This is a genomic window from Burkholderia sp. AU19243, assembly GCF_018148075.1.
In the GTDB taxonomy this organism is placed as follows: Bacteria; Pseudomonadota; Gammaproteobacteria; order Burkholderiales; family Burkholderiaceae; genus Burkholderia; species Burkholderia latens_A.
Map to the genome: position 1 here is coordinate 242,311 of NZ_JAGSTV010000008.1, position 20,184 is coordinate 262,494.

General features: G+C 67.4%; 17 protein-coding genes. 7 read left to right on the plus strand and 10 right to left on the minus strand.

The genetic code is table 11. The features are described 5' to 3' along the window. Positions 1-26: 26 nt before the first annotated feature. The 6 genes from araG to KDW55_RS17630 all read right to left on the minus strand — a co-directional run bounded on the left by araG (position 27) and on the right by KDW55_RS17630 (position 8,144). Positions 27-1,589 carry an L-arabinose ABC transporter ATP-binding protein AraG gene (gene araG / locus KDW55_RS17605; protein ID WP_069243451.1) on the minus strand — a complete coding sequence of 521 codons (1,563 nt, stop codon included), beginning with the start codon at positions 1,587-1,589 and terminating at the stop codon, positions 27-29. Positions 1,590-1,609: 20 nt separating this feature from the next. Next, a complete protein-coding gene (locus KDW55_RS17610; RefSeq protein WP_040138913.1) occupies positions 1,610-2,623 on the minus strand; it encodes an arabinose ABC transporter substrate-binding protein in 1,014 nt (337 codons plus the stop codon). Between the two features lie 73 nt (positions 2,624-2,696). Continuing rightward, positions 2,697-3,626: a Gfo/Idh/MocA family oxidoreductase gene (locus KDW55_RS17615; protein WP_040138914.1), complete on the minus strand. Its 930-nt coding sequence runs from the start codon at positions 3,624-3,626 to the stop codon at positions 2,697-2,699. 31 nt (positions 3,627-3,657) lie between these two features. Then, the gene (locus tag KDW55_RS17620) at positions 3,658-4,587 is read right to left on the minus strand and encodes a dihydrodipicolinate synthase family protein (protein WP_040138915.1); all 930 of its coding nucleotides are present in this window, start codon (positions 4,585-4,587) and stop codon (positions 3,658-3,660) included. Positions 4,588-4,637: 50 nt separating this feature from the next. Next, positions 4,638-5,996 carry an MFS transporter gene (locus tag KDW55_RS17625; RefSeq protein ID WP_212147965.1) on the minus strand — a complete coding sequence of 453 codons (1,359 nt, stop codon included), beginning with the start codon at positions 5,994-5,996 and terminating at the stop codon, positions 4,638-4,640. 396 nt (positions 5,997-6,392) lie between these two features. Continuing rightward, positions 6,393-8,144 (minus strand): IlvD/Edd family dehydratase, encoded by a 1,752-nt coding sequence (locus KDW55_RS17630; RefSeq protein ID WP_040138917.1) that lies wholly within the window; start codon positions 8,142-8,144, stop codon positions 6,393-6,395. 114 nt (positions 8,145-8,258) lie between these two features. Here KDW55_RS17630 and KDW55_RS17635 point away from each other — a divergent pair, with 114 nt between their 5' ends. Further along, positions 8,259-9,209 (plus strand): LysR family transcriptional regulator, encoded by a 951-nt coding sequence (locus tag KDW55_RS17635; protein WP_040138918.1) that lies wholly within the window; start codon positions 8,259-8,261, stop codon positions 9,207-9,209. Positions 9,210-9,355: 146 nt separating this feature from the next. Here the strand turns inward: KDW55_RS17635 and KDW55_RS17640 are convergent, their stop codons facing one another. Further along, positions 9,356-9,832: an OsmC family protein gene (locus tag KDW55_RS17640; RefSeq protein ID WP_069243454.1), complete on the minus strand. Its 477-nt coding sequence runs from the start codon at positions 9,830-9,832 to the stop codon at positions 9,356-9,358. 94 nt (positions 9,833-9,926) lie between these two features. On the opposite strand from KDW55_RS17640, the gene KDW55_RS17645 reads away from it, so the two are divergent. Beyond that, positions 9,927-10,568 (plus strand): GntR family transcriptional regulator, encoded by a 642-nt coding sequence (locus tag KDW55_RS17645; protein ID WP_059548482.1) that lies wholly within the window; start codon positions 9,927-9,929, stop codon positions 10,566-10,568. Between the two features lie 130 nt (positions 10,569-10,698). Here the strand turns inward: KDW55_RS17645 and KDW55_RS17650 are convergent, their stop codons facing one another. Continuing rightward, on the minus strand, positions 10,699-11,733 hold the full coding sequence (locus KDW55_RS17650; RefSeq protein WP_212198004.1) for a LacI family DNA-binding transcriptional regulator: 1,035 nt from the start codon (positions 11,731-11,733) through the stop codon (positions 10,699-10,701). Between the two features lie 188 nt (positions 11,734-11,921). On the opposite strand from KDW55_RS17650, the gene ugpC reads away from it, so the two are divergent. The 5 genes from ugpC to KDW55_RS17675 all read left to right on the plus strand — a co-directional run bounded on the left by ugpC (position 11,922) and on the right by KDW55_RS17675 (position 18,265). Next, positions 11,922-13,070 carry a sn-glycerol-3-phosphate ABC transporter ATP-binding protein UgpC gene (gene ugpC, locus KDW55_RS17655; protein ID WP_040138922.1) on the plus strand — a complete coding sequence of 383 codons (1,149 nt, stop codon included), beginning with the start codon at positions 11,922-11,924 and terminating at the stop codon, positions 13,068-13,070. A gap of 9 nt (positions 13,071-13,079) precedes the next feature. Continuing rightward, positions 13,080-15,071, plus strand: a complete 1,992-nt coding sequence (locus KDW55_RS17660) for a beta-galactosidase (RefSeq protein WP_212198005.1) — start codon at positions 13,080-13,082, stop codon at positions 15,069-15,071. 62 nt (positions 15,072-15,133) lie between these two features. Further along, positions 15,134-16,393, plus strand: a complete 1,260-nt coding sequence (locus KDW55_RS17665) for an extracellular solute-binding protein (protein ID WP_059548489.1) — start codon at positions 15,134-15,136, stop codon at positions 16,391-16,393. 54 nt (positions 16,394-16,447) lie between these two features. Further along, positions 16,448-17,392, plus strand: coding sequence for a sugar ABC transporter permease (locus tag KDW55_RS17670; RefSeq protein ID WP_059548491.1), 945 nt, complete (start codon positions 16,448-16,450; stop codon positions 17,390-17,392). 21 nt (positions 17,393-17,413) lie between these two features. Beyond that, entirely contained in the window at positions 17,414-18,265 is an 852-nt protein-coding gene (locus KDW55_RS17675; protein ID WP_069243458.1) for a carbohydrate ABC transporter permease, read from the plus strand. 137 nt (positions 18,266-18,402) lie between these two features. Here the strand turns inward: KDW55_RS17675 and KDW55_RS17680 are convergent, their stop codons facing one another. Together KDW55_RS17680 and KDW55_RS17685 are read right to left on the minus strand one after the other, a co-directional pair. Further along, positions 18,403-18,591 (minus strand): hypothetical protein, encoded by a 189-nt coding sequence (locus KDW55_RS17680; RefSeq protein WP_040140878.1) that lies wholly within the window; start codon positions 18,589-18,591, stop codon positions 18,403-18,405. Between the two features lie 84 nt (positions 18,592-18,675). After that, on the minus strand, positions 18,676-20,157 hold the full coding sequence (locus KDW55_RS17685) for a DEAD/DEAH box helicase (RefSeq protein ID WP_212147968.1): 1,482 nt from the start codon (positions 20,155-20,157) through the stop codon (positions 18,676-18,678). Positions 20,158-20,184 lie beyond the last annotated feature (27 nt).

Sequence of the window (20,184 nt, forward strand, 5' to 3'; positions counted from 1 at the left end):
GTTGCTTTCCGGTTGACTGCTCGCCGCTAGCGCGGCAGCGCGAGCTTGATCAGCGCGTCGGGCGTCGCCTGCGCCTTCGCCACCTCGCCCGCGATCCGCCCTTCCTTCATCACGATGATGCGGTCCGACACGCCGATCACCTCGGCCAGATCGCTCGACACGATGATGACGGTGCGGCCCGCTTCCGCGAGCTCGTAGAACAGGTTGTAGATTTCCGCGCGCGCGCCGACGTCGATGCCGCGCGTCGGCTCGTCCATCAGAAACACGTCGATGCGCTCGGCCAGCCAGCGCGCGAGCACGACCTTCTGCTGGTTGCCGCCCGACAGCGCGCCGATCGGCGTTTCGCCGTCGCGCGTCTTGATCGCGAGGCGTTCGATGTATTTCTGCGCGAGCTCGCGTTCGCGCCGCGCGTCGAGCAGCACGCGCGCCGGGCTGAAGTGGCGACGCGCGCTGATGTTCAGGTTGTCGGCCACCGACGCGATCGCGACGATGCCCTCTTGCTTGCGGTCTTCCGGGCACAGCGCGATGCCGGCGCGGACCGCGTCGCGCGGGCTTGCGAACGCGACGCGCTTGCCGCCCAGCTCCACGTGCCCGCCGCTCGGGCGCGCCGCGCCGTACAGCAGCTTCATCAGCTCCGAACGGCCCGCACCGACGAGCCCGAAGAAACCGACGATCTCGCCGCGCCGCGCGGCGAACGATACCGGCTCCGATAACCCGGGCCCGGTCAGCCCCTTCGCCTCGATCAGCACGTCGCCGGCCGTGCGCGGCCGGTAGCCGTACACGTCCTCGATCGAGCGGCCGACCATGCAGCCGATCAGCCGGTCGCGATCGAGATCGGCGACCGATTCGAACGTTTCGATGCGGCGGCCGTCGCGAAACACCGTCACGCGATCGCACAGTGCGTCGACTTCCTCCATCCGGTGCGTGACGTAGATGATCGCGCGGCCTTCCGCACGCAGCGAACGGATGATGCGGAACAGTTGCGTCGTCTCGCGCGCGGACAGCGAACTTGTCGGTTCGTCGAACGCGATCACGCGCGCGTCGCGCATCAGCGCCTTGCCGATCTCGATCATCTGGCGCTGCCCGATCGACAGATACTTGACCGGGATGTCAGGATCAATGTGCTCGCCGAGCCGTTCGAGCGCATCGAGCGCCCGCGCCGCGAGCGCGCGCTCGTCGACCACGCCGAGCCGGCTCGGCAGTTGCCCGAGCATCAGGTTCTCCGCGACCGTCAGCTCCGGCACCAGATGAAGCTCCTGGTAGATGATCGCGATGCCCGCCTCGAGCGCCGCGCGCGTCGACGCGAAGCGCTGGACCGCGCCGTTCAGCGTCAGCGTGCCGGCCTGCGGCTGGTTCACGCCGGACAGCACCTTCAACAACGTCGACTTGCCCGCGCCGTTCTCGCCCATCAGCCCGTGCACTTCACCTGCGCGCACCGACAGCGACACGCCGTCGAGCGCACGCACGCCCGGAAACGTCACCGTGATGCCGTCGAGCGCGAGCAGCGCGCCGCCGGGCGGCGGCGCAACGGCGCCGGGCGTGGCCGCGGCGTCGTTGCCCGACACGGCCGTGATCGTCTGCATCGTCATTGCGTCGTCGCCCCGCACGCTCAGATGCCGAGTTCGGCGCGCACGGCCTGCCAGTTCGCGCGCGTCATCAGCTTGCCGCTCGTCTGCGTGTCGGCCGGCGGCACCTTGCCGTTGCGGATCCAGTCGACGAGGTTCTGCGTGCTGTCCTTGCCGTGGTTCGTCGAGCTGACCGCGATCGTCCCGTAGAAGCCGGTCGGCTCCTTCTTCTGGAATTCGGCGAACGCCTCGCCCGCACCGTTGATGCCGACGCCGATCACGTCGGCCGCCGGGATGTGCAGCTGTTCGGTCGCGCGCACCGCGCCGAGCACGGTTTCCTCGTTCAGCGCGTAGATCACCCACTTCTTCACGTTCGGATGACGGGCGAGCACGGGCGCTGCCGCGCTGAAGCCGCCTTCGTCGTCGGTCGTCTTCTGCGGCGCGTCGAAGATGTTCTCCTTGCGGAAGCCGTTCGCAAGCAGCGCCTGCGTCGCGCCGTCGGTGCGCAGCTTCGCGGTCGGCAGCTCGTAGTTGGTCACGCGCAGCGCGCCGACTTCTTCCGGCTTCCAGCCGCGGCGCTTCATCTCGTCGGCGATCGCCTGGCCGACCTGGTTGCCGATCTTCGTCGCCGACATCCCGAGGTGCGGCACGTTCGGCAGCGGCTTGCCGGTCGAATCGACGAGCTGGTCGTCGACCGTCACGAACTTCATGTTGTAGCGCTTCGCGCGCGACGCGATCGCCGGCCCGAGCCGCACGTCGGGCGCGCAGATCACGAAACCCTGCGCGCCTTGCGAGCCGAGGTTGTCGATCGCGGCCAGCACCTTCTCGCCGTCCGGCGTGCCGATCTTCACGACCGAGAAGTTCTCCTTCTGGCCGAGCGCGGCGGCAGCGTTCTGCTCGTTGATGAACCATGCCTGCTCGGGCATCTTCACCAGAAAGCCGATCTTCAGCGGCGCGTCGGCGTGGGCGGCGCCCTGCATCCCGAGCGGGGCGATGCAGAGCGCGGCGAGCAGTGCGCGCAGCGTGTGTCGGCGGATCGTTCGATTCGTGCGGTTCATGCGTGTCTCCTTGTAATGGCTTGGGTCTTCAACATCCGTCGTGCCGGTCTCGCTTTGGCGCATCGGCACATTGTCAGCGGCCGAACGCGTCGGTCCCGACGCGCCGTCCGAACAGGAACGCGTCGGCGACGAGCCGTAACGGCCGCACGTCGACGTCGCTTTCGCCGCGCGCGATCAGCGCGCGGAAATGCGCATACAGCGCCGGGTACTCGCGCTCCGGCCCGATCTCGACCGGCGCGCCGTCGATCGACAATTGCGCGCCGCCGCGGCTGATCGCGAGCACGCCGTCCGACGTGTCGACCGCGATCTCCCACTGCTCGACCGGGCCGTGGCGCCAGTCGAATTCCGCGTGCACCGGCACGCCGTTCGTATCCGCGCAATCGAGTTCGGCCGCGATCGGCATCTGCGCGTCGCTCGGCACGTAGAGCGTCGCTTCGCGCAGCACGAGCTCGCGCGGCAGGATTCGCGTGACGATCGACAGCGCGTTGATGCCGGGGTCGAACACGCCGAGGCCGCCCGGCTCCCAGATCCACTGCTGCCCCGGATGCCAGCGGCGCACGTCTTCCTTCCAGCGCACCTGAACCGCGCGGATCGTGCGCGTTGCGAGCCACGCACGCGCCGGTTCGACGGCGCTCGCGCAGCGCGAATGCCAGGTCGCGAACAGCGTGAGACCGCGTTCGCGCGCGAGCGCGTCGAGCGCGGCCACTTCGCCGAGCGTCGCGCCAGGCGGCTTCTCGAGCATCACGTGCTTGCCGGCCTCCAGTGCGGCGCGCGCCTGAGCGTAGCGCACTTGCGGCGGCGCGCACAGCGACACCGCGTCGAGCTCGGGCTCGGCGGCCAGCAGCGCGTGCAGATCCGGATAATTGCGTACGCCGTTGACTTCCGCGTGACGGCTCGCACAGGCGGTCAGCACGAAGCCGGGCTCAGCCGCGATTGCGGGAAGATGCTGGTCGCGCGCAATCTTGCCGATCCCGATCACGCCCAGCGAAATCACGTTGCTCATCTGCGTTTCTCCTTCACCATTCGCGATTGGCTCAGCGCGCCCAGCGCAGCACGAGCGGGTCGAGCCGGCGCGCGATCGCGATCAGCTCCGCACGCGTGTCCGGATGCAGTTCCGGCATCGGATGCCGCGGCCGCTCGCACGCGATCACGCCGCCTTCGCGCATCAGGGCCTTCGCGGTCAGGATCCCGGACTGGCGGTTCTCGTGATTGATCAGCGGCAGCCACGTCTGGTAATGCGCGAACGCATCGTCGCGGCGCCCTTCGCGGAATGCTTCGAGGATCGGCCGGATGCCGTCCGGAAACCCGCCGCCCGTCATCGCGCCGGTCGCGCCCGCATGCAGGTCGGCGAGCAGCGTGATCGCCTCTTCGCCGTCCCACGGCCCTTCGATCGCGTCGCCGCCGAGCCGGATCAGCTCGCGCAGCTTGTTGGCCGCGCCCGGCGTCTCGATCTTGAAGTACGCGACCTGCTCGATCTCGCGCGCCATCCGTGCCAGCAACGGTGCGGACAGCGGGGTGCCGCTCGCGGGCGCGTCCTGGATCATGATCGGGATGCCGATCGCATCCGACACGCGCGCATAGAAATCGAAGATCTGCGTTTCTGGCACGCGAAACGTCGCGCCGTGGTAAGGCGGCATCGTCATCACCATCGCCGCGCCGAGCTGTTGCGCGCGCAGGCTGCGCGCCGCGCAGACCTGCGTGCTGTAGTGCGACGTCGTGACGATCACCGGCACGCGGCCGGCGACGTGTTCGAGAATCGTGCGCGTCAGCACGTCGCGTTCGTCGTCGGTGATCGCGAACTGCTCCGAGAAGTTCGCGAGGATGCAGAGGCCGTCGGAGCCAGCGTCGATCATGAAGTCGACCGCGCGCTTCTGGCTCGCGAGGTCGAGCTCGCCGGTGTCGGTAAACGTCGTCGGGACGACGGGGAAGATGCCGCGATAGCGCGGTGTGCTGCTCGATGTCATGGTTCGGTCCTGCGTCAGTCGAAACGGCGTTCAGCCGGAAAACAATGCGCTCACGATTCGCCGGCGAATGCGCGTGCGGCCGGCTCGGGCGTGCGCAGCGCGGCGCGGACCACGAACGTCATCAGCACCGCGAACAGCAGCGTCGCCGCGAGGAAGTACAGGCCGGCAGCGAGGCTGCCGGTCGATGCCTTGATCAGCCCGATGCCGTACGGCCCGGCGTAGCCGCCGAGATTCGCGAGCGAGTTGATCGCGGCGATGCCGACCGCCGCGCTCGTGCCTGTCAGGAATTCGCCGGGCAGCGCCCACACGACGGCCTGGATCGAATAGAGCGAGAACGCGGTCAGGCAGATGAACAGGAACTGCAGCGCAGGTTGCCGCACCCATGCGCTGGCGGCCATCGTCACCGCGGCGGCCGCGGAGACGACGACGATGTGCCAGTAGCGCTCGCGCTTGCGATCCGAGTGGCGCGGCACGACGAGCAGGCCGGCTACCGCGAACAGGTAAGGCACGGCGGACAGCAGTCCGGTTGCCGCATCGCCGGTGCCGAATGCGTGGATGATCGTCGGCAGCCACAGCGACAGCCCGTAGATGCACAGCGGAAACGGCAGGAACAGCGCGGCGAGCAGCAGCACGCGGCGATCGCGCAACGCGGCGAGCGGATTGCCGTGCGAATCGGGGCGATACGTGTCGCGGTCGGCGGCGAGTTGCCGTGCGATCCAGCGGCGTTCGCCGTCGTTCAGCCAGCGCGCATGCGCCGGCGACTCCGGCAGCAGCCGCAGCGTGGGCCACGCAAGCAGCACGGCCGGCAGGCCGCTGACGACGAACAGCGTCTGCCAGTCCGACAGGCCGAGCAGCCCGTGCGTGGACAGCAGCCAGCCCGCGAGGGGGCCCGTCACGATGCCGGCGAGCGGTTGCGCGAGCACGAGCAGGCCGATCACGCGTGCGCGCTCGCGCATCGGAAACCATTGCGTGAGGAAGTAGAGGATGCCGGGATAGAGGCCGGCTTCGGCCGCACCGAGCAGGAAGCGCAGCACGTAGAAGCTGGTCGGCCCCTGCACGAGCGCCATCGCCATCGTGATCACGCCCCACGTTGCGAGAATGCGCGCGAACCACACGCGTGCGCCGAAGCGGCCGAGCGCGAGGTTGCTCGGCACTTCGCAAAGGAAGTAGCCGATGAAGAACAGGCCGGCGCCGAGGCCGTAAGCGGCATCGCCGAGGCTGATCGCTGCGTTCATGTGCAGCTTTGCGAAGCCGACGACGGTGCGGTCGACGTATGCGACCACGTAGATCAGCGCGAGGAACGGCACGAGCTTGCGTGTGAGCAGGCGGGTGAGTTGCCGGTCGTCGACGGCTGCCGGCGAATCGGACTGGTCCGCCGCGGGGTGCGCGGGCGTGTACTGCGTCGTCATCTTGTCTCCTGTCGGTCCACGTTAGCGCTTTAGCGCTTACGTGGACCCCATGCTTCGCGGTCGGTCCACGTTAGCGCTTCAGGCTTATGTGGACCCCATGCTTCGCGGTCGGTCCACGCTACCGCTTCAGCGCTTGCGTGGACCCCATGCTTCGCGGTCGGTCCACGTTAGCGCTTCAGCGCTTGCGTGGACCCCTTGCTTCGCGGTCGGTCCACGTTACCGCTTCAGGCTTATGTGGACCCCATGCTCCGCGGTCGGTGCACGTCAGCGCTTTACCGCTTGCATCGATCCCATGCTTCGCGGTCGGACTGCGATCGCGCTCGACCACATCGTGCGCGTCACCGCATTCCCCTCAATCGCCGCCCTCGTCCTTTCTCGAACGCCACTGCCTGCCGCTCAATGCGAATGGCTCGGCACGTCCGCGCCGCGCATGCCGACCAGAAAGTCGAGGTCGCACCCCTCGTCGGCCTGCAGCACGTGATCGATATACAGCCGCGCATAACCACCCTTGCCCAACTGCCCGGCCACGCCCGGCGCCGCATTCGGATCGACATCCGACAGACGGCGCTGCAATTCTTCGTCGGTGATGTCCAGATGGAGCGTGCCGGCCTCGCAGTCCAGTTCGATCCAGTCGCCGTTGCGCACCGCGGCGAGCGGCCCGCCCGCGGCCGCTTCCGGCGCGACGTGCAGCACGACCGTGCCGTACGCGGTGCCGCTCATCCGTGCGTCCGAGATCCGCACCATGTCCTTCACGCCCTGGCGCAGCAGTTTCGGCGGCAGCCCCATGTTGCCGACCTCGGCCATTCCCGGATACCCGCGCGGCCCGCAGTTCTTCAGCACCATCACGGAGCTCGCGTCGATATCGAGCGATTCGTCGTTGATCGTCGCCTTGTAGTGTTCGAGGTTCTCGAACACCACCGCGCGGCCGCGATGCTTCAGCAGCTCGGGACTCGCCGCCGACGGCTTCAGCACCGCACCGCGCGGCGCGAGATTGCCGCGCAGGATGCAGATCCCGCCGTCCGCGATCAGCGGACGGTCGAGCGGGCGAATCACTTCGTCGTCGTAGTTCGGCGCTTCGCGCACGTTCTCCCACAACGACTTGCCGTTGACCGTCAGTGCATCCGGATGCGGCAGCAGCCCGCCTTCGCCGAGCCGGCGCAGCACGGCCGGCAGGCCGCCCGCGTAATAGAACTCCTCCATCAGGAAGCGCCCCGACGGCATCAGGTCGACGATCGTCGGCGTGTCGCGGCCGATGCGCATCCAGTCCTCGAGTTCCAGCGGCACGCCGATGCGGCCCGCGATCGCCTTCAGGTGGATCACCGCATTGGTCGAGCCGCCGATCGCCGCGTTTGCGCGGATCGCGTTCTCGAACGCCGCGCGCGTCAGGATCTTCGACAGCACGAGCCCTTCGAGCGCCATCTCGACGATGCGGATGCCGGACATGTGCGCGAGCACGTAACGGCGCGAATCGACGGCCGGAATCGCCGCGTTGTGCGGCAGCGCGACGCCGAGCGCCTCGGCCATGCACGCCATCGTCGATGCGGTGCCCATCGTGTTGCAGGTGCCCGCCGAGCGCGACATGCCGGCTTCCGCCGACAGGAAGTGATGCAGGTCGATCTCGCCGGCCTTCAGTGCTTCATGCAGCTGCCAGACGGCCGTGCCCGAACCGATGTTCTTGCCTTCCAGCTTGCCGTTCAGCATCGGGCCGCCCGACACGACGATCGCCGGCACGTCGCAGCTCGCCGCGCCCATCAGCAGTGCGGGCGTGGTCTTGTCGCAGCCCGCGAGCAGCACGACCGCGTCGATCGGGTTGCCGCGGATCGCTTCCTCGACGTCCATCGATGCAAGATTGCGCGTGAGCATCGCGGACGGCCGCAGGTTCGATTCGCCGTTCGAGAACACCGGGAACTCGACGGGGAAGCCGCCCGCTTCGGAGATCCCGCGCTTCACGTGCTCGGCGAGCTTGCGGAAGTGCGCGTTGCAGGGTGTCAGTTCGGACCACGTATTGCAGATGCCGATGATCGGCCGACCGTCGAATTCGTGATCGGGAATGCCCTGGTTCTTCATCCAGCTCCGGTACATGAAGCCGTTCTTGTCGTTGGTGCCGAACCATTGGGTGGAGCGCAGCCTGGGTTTTGTTGCCGACATCGTCAGTCCTGTGGTGACGGGATACCGGCGCAGTCTAGGCAGAATTTTGATAACTGGCTAATGACGTTTTAGGCGATTACGATATCCATTCCGATATCGATATAAACCCGTACGATGACCGAAGCCAGCCCGTGGGGAAACCGCAACCGCTTGAAGACGCGCCAGCTGCTGCTGGTCGTCGCGCTCGCCGACGAAGGCAGCATTCACCGCGCAGCGGCCGCGTTGAGCATGACGCAGCCCGCCGCGTCGAAGCTGCTGCGCGAGCTCGAGGAATCGATTGGCGCGGTGCTGTTCGAGCGGTTGCCGCGCGGGATGCGGCCGACGCTATACGGCGACGCGCTGATCCGCCACGCGCGCGCGGCGCTTGGCAGCCTCGACCAGGCGCGCGAGGAGCTGGCCGCGCTGAAGGCCGGCCATCTCGGGCACGTGGCGGTGGGCGCGATCACGTCGCCGGGATTGCGGCTCGTGCCGCCGGCCGTCGCTGCCGTGAAGGGGACACATGCGAACGTGCGGGTGTCCGTCGCAATCGACACGAGCAACGTGCTGCTCGAACATCTCGCGCAGGACAAGCTCGACATTGTGCTCGGAAGGCTGTCCGCCGAGCATGACAAGCTGCATCTGCGCTACGAGCCGCTCACGGGCGAGCCGGTCGCCGCGGTCGTGCGGCCCGACCATCCGCTGCTCGCGCAGGCGCCGCTGTCGCTCGCCGACGTGCAGCGCGCCGCGTGGGTGATGCCGCCGGCCGGCAGCGTGCTGCGCCACCGCTTCGAACTCGTGTTCCAGCGCGCGAGCCTGGCGCCGCCGGCGAACGTCGTCGAGACGGCGGCGCTGCTGTTCATTACGCAATTGATCGAGCAGAGCGACATGATCGCCGTGCTCGCGGAGGACGTCGCGCGATACTACGCGCGACACGGGATCGTCACGATGCTGCCGCTGGAGATGGACTGCCGGATGGACGATTTCGGGATCATCACGCGCACCGACCGGCTGCATTCGCCAGCCGTCGAGGTGATGGCGGACGCGATTCGGGCGGCCGCGCGGGAGGTGTACGGGGTCGCGCTGTAAGGGGCGGCGGCGGGTGCGGTGATCGGTCGCCGTCCTGGATAACCCCTGGCCTGCGGGGCGATACCTCACCGCTGTTCGGTCCGGCACGATCTCGACCCAACTTCACTCGACGGCAACGTGCCTTCGCGCGCTCCCCAACGCCTGCCTCACACTGCAGCAACCTCGATCACCGGCTCGCACCGGACCGGGAAATTCACCGAATTCGCCACATAGCACTTCGCATGCGCGTCATGATGCAGCCGCTCGGCTAGCTCGTGGTCGTCGCCCGCGCGGATCGTCACGCGCGGATGCAGCACGATTTCGGTGAAGCGCCCCGGCTCGGGATTGTCGAGCATAGTCCCCTCTGCGTCGTCGACATACGCAAGCACGCGCACGCCCGCATCCGCACACAGATGCAGATACCAGAGCTTGTGGCACGCCGATACCGAAGCCAGCAGCAGGTCTTCCGGATTCCACCGCGCCGCGTCGCCGCGAAACGCTGCATCCGACGAGCCGGGAATGTCCGGCTTCGAACCCGCCCGGATCACATGATCGCGGCCGTATTCGCGATACCCCGACGTACCGGTGCCCCGGTTGCCGGTCCACTCCACTGCCACGCGGTACTTGTGTTCGCCGTGCGCCATCTCGCTCTCCTTCGATATCGGAACGTGAGGCCGCCATTGTGGCACCGGAATGTCGTTTGGTATACCATTATTCCAAACTGAGGAACGCGAACGCATGGAAGCCAGACTCGATTCCACGGCGGATGCCGTGGCCGCATCGTTGCGGGAGATGATCATCAACGGCGAGCTGCAGGCAGGCGAGCGGCTGGTCGAGCGCGATCTCGCCGAGCGCTTCGGGATCAGCCGGATTCCGATGCGCGAGGCGATCCAGCGGCTGGAGCGAGAAGGACTGCTGGACATCTTCCGCAATCGTGGCGCGGTCGTGCGGATGCTGAGCGCGTCCGACGTGCAGGAGATTTACGACATGCGCACGCTGCTCGAAGGCGATGCGATCTACCGGAGCGTGAAGCGGCTCGACGACGAGACGCTCGCGCGAGCCGAACTCGTGCACCGGCTGCTCGGCGAATCGAGCGTGCCGCGCCGGCAAGGCGAACTGAATCGCGAATTCCACGCACTGTTGTACTCGTGTTGCGGCAACGACCGGCAATTGAAGGCGATCGCGGAATTGCGCGGCCAGGTCGAGCGCTACGAGCGCCTGCAGGCCACGTTGCTGGCCGATACGCCGTCGTTCCAGGTCGAGCACGAAGCCATCCTGCAAGCGTGCCGCGAACGCAATGCACGCAGCGCCCGCGCGATGACGGTCGCGCATCTCGATTCGGCCCGGTCCATCGTGATGCGGCTCGTCGAAGGCCGGTGACGCAGACGGACGATCCGGCCCGCCTCGTCATGTCACCCATCGGCCGGCGAGCCATCCTCCGTTTTCAGCTTCCGGGCGTGACCCGCGCGCTTGCGAGACGCACGGCACGCATCGCGACCGCACGCGACGTCTACGCCGGCGTTCGGCGTGCCGGCGCCGCCCCGGTTGTCCCCCGCACCACCAGCCGCGGCACCGACGCCGTCCGCACGCGCGACGCATCGTCGATGTACCCGCCCGCCCCGCGCAACGCATTGAGCAATTCGACCGCGAGTCCCGCCGCCTCGCCGGTCGGAATCGCGACCGTCGTCAACGTCGGCCGCGTGTCGCTCGCCAGGTGAATATCGGTGATGCCGACGATCGACAGGTCGTCGGGCACGCGCCGGCCGCGGTCGGCCGCTGCGTGCAGTGCGCCGATCGCGGGCAGGTCGTTGGTGGCGACGAGCGCGGTCATCCCGGGATGTGCATCGAGCAATTGCCCTGCCGCATGCACGCCGCCTTCGATCGAATCGCGCCCGGCGGCGACGCGCGATGCGTCCAGCCCGGCTTCGCGCATCACGTCGACGAAACCGTCGTAGCGCGCGGCCTGCACGCCGTTCGCAGACCCGCCGACGATTACGCCGATCTCGCGATGCCCGAGTTCGATCAGATGCCGCGTCGCAATCCGCCCCGCCTCGCGGAAATCCACCGCGACGCACGGCAACCCTTCCGGCGGCGCATCGGGCCGCTCCCATAGACACAGCACGACCGGCACGCCGCGCCGCGCGACGTCGGCGAGATCGGGCAGGTGCAGATTCGCGTTGGTCACGAGAATGCCTTCGGAAATCGTGCCTGCGATCTGGTCGAGATACGCGCGCCCCTGCAACGGATCTTCATTCGTATTGCAGACGATCAGGAACTGCCCGTTGCGGCGCACTGCGCGCTCGACGGCCAGCGCGAATTCCGGATAGAACGGGTTCGCGATGCTCGACACCATCAGCGCGACCGTCGGCGCCCGCCCCTCCGCCAACGCCCGCGCGGCGAGATGCGGCCGATAGCCGAGCGCGTCGACCGCTTCGAGCACGCGCGAGCGCGTTGCGTCACCGACCCGGCCGCGGTTGCGCAGCACGTTCGACACGGTCGCAGCCGTCACGCCGGCGCGGCGCGCCACTTCATCCAGTGTTGCCATCGTTTGCTCACTATATGAGACGACAATCCAGTATTTGCTTCGTTTGCCGAAGCGGCGCACTATCGCCGCATCCCTTGCCGCCCGCGTGACGGGCGCGACTCGGCCGCGATCGCATCGCCTCTTTTTTGATCGCGATGATTAAGCGCTTAAGCATCGGTAAAAGCGCATTAAAACATGGAGCGGAGACAATGGCGAGCATCTCGATGCGGCGCGTGCAGAAAGCGTATGGCGATCACGCGCCGGTCATTCGCGACGTCGATCTGGAGATCGGCGCGCATGAGTTCTGCGTGTTCCTCGGTCCGTCCGGCTGCGGGAAGTCGACGTTGCTGCGCATGATCGCGGGCCTCGAGGACCTGACCGACGGCGAACTGTCGATCGACGGCCGTCGCGTCGACGACGTTCCGGCCGCCGAGCGCGGCGTCGCGATGGTGTTCCAGAGCTACGCGCTGTTTCCGCACATGACGGTCTACGAGAACATGGCGTTCGGGCTGAAGCTCGCGCGCGTGCCGAAGGCGGAGATCGACCGCAAGGTGCGCGACGCCGCGCGGATCCTGCAACTCGATACGCTGCTCGACCGCAAGCCGAAAGCGCTGTCCGGCGGCCAGCGGCAGCGCGTCGCGATCGGCCGCGCGATCGTGCGCGAGCCCGGCGTGTTCCTGTTCGACGAACCGCTGTCGAACCTCGACGCGGCGCTGCGCGGCCAGACCCGCGTCGAGATCGCGAAGCTGCACCGGCAGTTCGAGCGCGCGAGCGTCGTCTATGTGACGCACGACCAGACCGAAGCGATGACGCTCGCCGACAAGATCGTGCTGCTGCACGCCGGCGCCGACACCGCGCAATACGGCAGCATCGCGCAGGTCGGCGCGCCGCTCGATCTCTATCATCACCCGGCGAGCCGCTTCGTCGCCGGCTTCATCGGCTCGCCGCGGATGAACTTCCTGCCGGCCGTGGTCGCCGCGTGCGACGCGCAGCGCACGACCGTCACCGTCTTGCCGTCCGGCGAAACTTTCACGCTGCCGCGCGACGGTTCCGCGCTCGCGCCGGGCGCGGCCGTCACGCTCGGCATCCGCCCCGAACACCTGACGCTCGGCGCCGCGCACGACGCGACGACGCTCGCGCGCGACGTCGCGCTCGTCGAACGGCTCGGCGAGCAGACCTACGTGCACCTCGACCAGCCCGGCGGCACACCGCTAATCGCGAAAGTGCCCGGCGATGCCGCCATCCGCACCGGCGAGCGCGTGCATGCGCATGCGCCGGCTGCGGCCTGTCATCTGTTCACCGAAGACGGCCGCGCGGTGCCCGCGTGCGCCGCCCTTCCCGTCCACCATTACGCATAAGGATCGGGCATGCGCCTCGGAGTCTGTTACTACCCGGAACACTGGCCGGAATCGATGTGGGCCGACGACGCCCGCCGGATGAAGGCACTCGGCATCGCGCAGGTGCGAATCGCCGAATTCGCATGGAGCCGCATGGAGCCGTCGCCCGGCGAATACGACTGGGGCTGGCTCGACCGCGCGGTCGACGTGCTCGGCGCGGCCGGTCTCGAGATCGTGATGTGCACGCCGACCGCGACGCCGCCGAAGTGGCTCGTCGACCGTCATCCGGACATTCTCGCGATCGGCGCGGACGGCCAGCCGCGCAGGTTCGGCTCGCGCCGCCATTACGACTTCTCGTCGCCGACTTATCTGGAGGCGTCGCGCCGGATCTGCACCGCGGTGGCCGAACGCTACGGCCGCCATCCGGCCGTCCGCTACTGGCAGACCGACAACGAGCTCGGCTGCCATCAGACGGTCGTCAGCTACTCGCCGGCCGCACTCGTGCGCTTCCGCGAATGGCTGAAGGCGCGCTACGGCACGATCGACGCGCTGAACCGCGCGTGGGGCACCGTGTTCTGGAGCATGGAATACCGGCATTTCGATGAAGTGGATGCGCCGGTCGGCACCGTGACCGAAGCGCATCCGTCGCACCGCCTCGACTACCGGCGCTTCGCGTCGGACGAGCTCGCGCGCTATCACCGGATGCAGGTCGACGTGATCCGCGCGCATTCGCCGGACCGGCCCGTCGCGCACAACTTCATGCAACTGTTCACGGAGTTCGACCACTACGAAGTGGCGCGCGACCTCGACGTCGCGACGTGGGACAGCTATCCGCTCGGCGCACTCGAAGAGCTGTGGTTCGCGCCGGACGTGAAGGCGCGCTGGCTGCGCACCGGCCACCCCGATTTTGCGTCGTTCAATCACGATCTGTATCGCGGCATGTCGAAACTGCCGTTCTGGGTGATGGAACAGCAGCCCGGCCCGGTGAACTGGGCGCACTGGAACCCCGCGCCGCTGCCTGGCATGGTGCGGCTGTGGAGCTGGGAAGCGTTCGCGCACGGCGCCGGCTGCGTGTCGTACTTCCGCTGGCGGCAGGCGCCGTTCGCGCAGGAGCAGATGCATGCGGGCCTGCACACGCCCGACGACAGGCTCGACGAAGGCGGCCGCGAAGCGCAGCGCGTCGCGCAGGAAATCGAGGCCGTGCTCGATGCCGGCGCGGAGGCCGACCCGAGCGGCCCGGTGCGCGCGCCCGTTGCGCTGGTGTTCGACTACGAGGCGAAGTGGCTTTTCGAAGTGCAGCCGCAAGGCGCCGATTTTCACTATCCGCGTTTCGCGTTCGAGTACTACTCGGCGCTGCGTTCGCTCGGCCTCGACGTCGACATCGTTTCCGCGCATGCGCCGCTCGACGGCTACCGGCTCGTCGTCGTGCCGCCGCTGCCGATCGTGCCGGACGACTTCGCGACGCGCGTCGCCGCATCGGGCGCGCACGTGGTCTTCGGCCCGCGCACCGGTTCGAAGACCGCCGACCTGCAGATTCCGCCGACGCTGCCGCCCGGCCCGCTCGTATCGCTGCTGCCGGTGCGCGTGTGGCGCGTCGAATCGCTGCGGCCGAACGTGACCGCGCGAATCGACGGCACGTTGCGCGACGGCTCGCCGCTCGCCGGCGACGCACGTCACTGGCGCGACCTCGTCGAACTGCACGACGGCGCACGCAGTGTCGTGCGTGCGCGCTTCGCCGACGGTCACCCGGCCTGCGTGTCGCACGGCGCGCTGCACTACTGGGCCGCGCTGTTCGACGACGCGACCACCGCGCGCCTGTTCGCCGACGTCGCGGCCGAAGCCGGCCTCGCGCCGACGCCGCTCGGCGACGGCGTGCGCGTGAGCCGGCGCGGCGGACTGACGTACGTATTCAACTACGGCAGCACACCGCACACGATCGACGCGGTGCCGCCGTCCGCGTTCGTGGTGGGCGCCGCGCAGGTCGAGCCGCAAGGCGTCGCCGTGTATCGAAGCCGTTCGTAGCAACCGCCCCCGGCGCCCGCAGCGCCGGTCACGCACAACGACACACAGGAATGGAGACACACATGACACATCGCCCCCTTCGCGTCGCCGCCCGGCTGGCGAGCGCCGCCGCCATCGCGTTCGCATCGTTCTGCGCCGCGGCGCCGGCCGACGCCGGCACGCTGACGATCAACATCGCGTTCAAGGGCGCCAGCCAGCGCGCCGTGTGGCAATCGACGATCGAGGCGTTCCACAAGGCTCATCCCGACATCGACGTGAAGCCCACCTTCGTCGACGAGGAAGCGTACAAGGTGCAGTTGCCCGCATGGCTCACGACCGTCGCGCCCGACGTCGTGAACTGGCATGCGGGCGAGCGGATGGCGTACTACGCGAAGCGCGGGCTGTTCGAGGATCTGAGCGGCGACTGGAAGAAGAACGGCTGGGATGCGATGTACGCGTCGACGCGCAGCGCATCGTCGTACAACGGCAAGCAGTATGCGGCGCCGACCGTCTACTACTCGTGGGGGCTCTTCTATCGCAAGGATCTGTTCAGCAAGGTCGGCATCGCCGAAGAGCCGAAGACGTGGGATCAGTTTCTCGATGCATGCAAGAAGCTGAAGGCAGCCGGCATCACGCCGATTGCGGTCGGCGGCCGCGATGCATGGACGCTCGCCGGCTGGTTCGACTACCTCGATCTGCGCCTGAACGGCAACGCGTTCCACCAGCAGCTGATGGCCGGCGACGTGCCGTACACCGATCCGCGCGTGAAGAAGGTCTACACGACGTGGAAATCGCTGATCGATTCGGGCTACTTCATCGACAACGCGCTGTCCTACGATCTCGACGGCGCGCAGCCGTTCCTGTTCCAGGGCAAGGCCGCGATGATGTTGATGGGCACGTTCATCGCGGCCGGCTTTCCGCCGAACGTGAAGCAGGAGATGGGCTATTACCGCTTCCCGATCATCGACGCGAAGGTGCCGACCGCCGAGGACGGCCCCGTCGAATCGCTGCACATCCCGACCAAGGCGAAGAACAAGGCCGACGCGCACACGTTCCTCGCGTTCGTCGAAACGCCCGAGATCGGCGCGAAGCTCGCCGAAGGGCTCGGCTCGCTGTCGGCCAACAGCAAATCGCCGGAGCCGGCCGATCCGATCTCGCGGATCGGCTTCCGGATTCTTGCGGACACCAAAGGCGGTGTCGCGCAGTTCTACGACCGCGACATGACGAAGGAAATGGCCGACGAAGGGATGAAGGGAATGCAGCAGTTCGTCGCGAATCCCGCGCAGCTCGATAGCGTCCTCGCGCAGCTCGAGCAGACCCGCAAGCGGATCTACAAGAAATAACCGTATGACCCCGGCGGCGGCCGCGTGCCGCCGCGTCCGCCCAGGAGGCTTGCCGTGTCCAGTCCGATCACGTCCAGACCCGTCGAAACGGCTGCCGCATTGCCGGGTCGCGGCTCATCCGCAGCACGATCCGCCCGCCGCCCGTCGCCGGCCGTGCGGCGACAACGCCGCGCCGCGTGGCTCTTTCTCGCGCCGGCGTGCGCGATGGTTGCCGTCTATGTGATCTGGCCGATCCTGTCGACGCTGTGGCTGAGCCTCTGCAACTGGGACGGAATGACCGAGCGCACGTTCGTCGGTCTCGCGAACTATGCCGAGCTGCTGCAGGCGCCGACGTTCTACACCGCGCTGCGCAACAACGTGATCTGGCTCGCGCTGTTCATGCTCGCGCCGCCGCTCGGCCTCGCGCTCGCGCTGTACCTGAACCAGGCGGTCGCCGGCATCCGGCTCGTGAAGTCGCTGTTCTTCGCGCCGTTCGTGCTGTCCGGCGTGGTCGTCGGGCTGATCTTCTCGTGGTTCTACGACCCGACGTTCGGCCTGCTCGCACTGATCGCCGGGCATGGGATTCCGGTGCTCGGCGATGCGCGCTACGCGACGTTCGGCATCGTGTTCGCCGCGCTGTGGCCGCAAACCGCGTATTGCATGATCCTGTACCTGACCGGCCTCACGTCGGTGAATCCGGAACAGATCGAAGCGGCGCGGATGGAAGGCGCGCGCGGCTTCGCGCTGCTGTGGCACGTCGTGCTGCCGCAACTGCGGCCGACCACGTTCATGGCGATCGTCGTCACCGTGATCGGCGCGCTGCGCAGCTTCGACCTGATCTCCGTGATGACGGGCGGCGGCCCGTTCGAGAGCTCGACCGTGCTCGCGTATTACATGTACGACCAGGCGATCAAGTACTACCGGCTCGGCTATTCCGCGTCGATCGCGGTCGTGCTGTTCGCGATCATGCTCGTCTACATCGCGTTCCAGTTGCGCCGCATGCTGCGCAACGAGCAGTGACCTCCCCGGAGTTCATTCATCATGTTTCCGACACCCATTGCCCACTGGAAGCCGGTATCTCGCCGGCTGTACAAGCTGTCGCTGCCCGTCGCGCTCGTGATCTGGCTGCTGCCGTTGATCGCAGTGTTCGTCACGTCGGTGCGCTCCACCGAGGAGCTGGTCGAAGGCCACTATTGGGGCTGGCCGCGGCACTTCTCGATGATCGAGAACTATCGCGATGCGCTGACCACGTCGCCGATGCTCCATTACTTCTGGAACAGCGTGCAGATCACGGTGCCGTCGGTCATCGGTTCGATCGCACTCGCGGCAATGGCCGGGTTCGCGCTCGCGACTTACCGGTTTCGCGGAAACGCGGCGTTGTTCGGGACGTTCGTCGCCGGCAATTTCGTGCCGGTCCAGGTGCTGATGATTCCGGTCCGCGATCTGTCGCTGAGGCTCGGCGTGTTCAATACGGTCGAGGCGCTAATCCTGTTTCATGTCGCGTTTCAGACCGGGTTCTGCACGCTGTTCCTGCGCAACTTCATCAAGCAGTTGCCGTTCGAACTGATCGAGGCGGCGCGGATCGAAGGCGCGGGCGAGTGGACGGTGTTCTGGCGGATCGTGCTGCCGTTGATTCGGCCGGCGCTGGCCGCGCTCGCGATTCTCGTGTTCACGTTCGTGTGGAACGATTACTTCTGGGCGCTGTGCCTCACGCAAGGCGACGAGGCCGCGCCGATCACGGCGGGCGTGGCGGCGTTGAAGGGGCAATGGACGACGTCGTGGAACCTCGTTTCGGCCGGATCGATTCTCGCCGCACTTCCGTCGGTCGCGATGTTCTTCGCGATGCAGAAGCATTTCGTCGCGGGGCTCACGTTCGGGGCCACCAAGGGTTGAGCGCGCGGCACCGGTCGCGCGGCCGGATCTCTCTCCTCTTCATCGAGAGGTTGCCCGCTTCGGCGGGCTTTTTTTTTCTCGATGCGGTGCAGGCTCGTCATGCGCGCCCGGCACCATCACGCGGCTTACGCGCCGCGTCAACGGCAAGTCAGCTCGACGGTCAGGATTTCGAACCCGGGGTCGGCGTGCTGGTTCGCCACCTTGACCGCTTCGTCATAGGACAGAAACGACGCGGCGTCCTCGATCACGGGTGCGATGCCGATATCGCCGTCCTCGGCGGTACAGAGGAACTGCTCCCCGGTCTTCACAACATAAATGGTTGCCATGTGTCCCTCCATGATTTGCAGGGGGAACTTCCAGTCTAGCCGCCACGATGTCGTACGCAACCCCGACAGTCACATTGGCGAAAATCAGGGCCGGCCTTTGCCGCGGCCGCCGGCGGGCTTGCCAGGCTTCCCGCCCGGCTTGCCAGACCCCGCACCCGGCTTGCCCGCAGCTTTGCCGCCCGATTTCGCGCGCGGCTTTTGCACGCTGAACGGGCTGCCGCTGATCACGTTCGCGCTTGCGCCGCCCGCGCCATTGCCCGGAGCCGTCGTCCGCTGCGCCGCCGGCTTGCGCTTCCCATCACCATTTTGCGCATGCGGCTTTTTGCCCGGCATCGGCCTGGGCGCCGGCTGCGCCTGCGGCACTTTCGGTTTCTTCGGCTTTTTCGGCTTCTTGATGATCTGCCCGGTCGCACTGGTTTCCGGCACCCGATGTTCGGCTTCGAAACCCGGCTCCTCTTCGCGACGCAGCGTCTGCCGGATCAGCGCTTCGATCGCGGCCAGTTGCGGGGCTTCGTCCGCGCACACGAGCGACACGGCCACACCGCTCGCGCCCGCACGACCGGTGCGGCCGATGCGATGCACGTAGTCCTGCGCGACGATCGGCAGATCGACGTTGATCACCAGCGGCAGGTCGTCGATATCGAGCCCGCGCGCCGCCACGTCCGTGGCGACCAGCATTTGCACGTCGCCGGCCTTGAAGCGCTCCAGCGCGCGCAATCGCGCGGGCTGCGGCTTGTCGCCGTGGATCGTGTCGACCGCATAGCCCGCGTCGTGCAACATCGCCGCGAGGTAGTCCACGCCCGCACGCGTCTTCACGAACACCAGCGCGTGCTCCCAGTTGTTCTCGCGCACCAGGTGCATGAAGAGGTCCGGCTTGTTCCGCTTGTCCACCGGCACGACCCATTGCTTGATCTTGCTGGCCGTCGCATTGGGCGGACTGACGCTGATATCGACCGGCTTGCGCAGAATGCTTGCCGCCATCGCGCGGATGTCGTCGGTGAACGTGGCGGAGAACAGCAGCGTCTGCCGCTGCGCCGGCAACGCGGCAAAGACGGCATTAAGCTCGCGCGCGAAGCCGAGATCGAGCATGCGGTCGGCTTCGTCGAGCACCAGCGCCTGCACCTGATCGAACTGCACGGCGTTCTGGCGATTGAGATCCAGCAGCCGGCCCGGCGTGGCGACGAGCACGTCGACACCCTTGCGTAGCTTCATCATCTGCGGATTGATGCTCACGCCGCCGTAGGCGGCCAGGAAGCGCAAATCGAGGCCCTTGCCGTATGCGACGAAGCTTTGCAGCACCTGCTCCGCCAGTTCGCGCGTGGGCACCAGCACCAGAACACGCGCGCGGTTGCTGGACACGGCCGGCCCGTGTTGCACCAGCCGTTGCAGCAGCGGCAGCGCGAAACCGGCGGTCTTGCCGGTGCCGGTCTGTGCAGCCGCCATCACGTCCTTGCCGCCGAGCACGGCAGGAATCGCCTTGGCCTGCACCGGCGTAGGTGTCTGGTAATTGAGATCTCGCAAATTGCGCTGCAACGGCTCGATCAGGCCAAGCGAGGCAAAGGACATGGGCGTATTCCGGGCTAAAACCGCAAT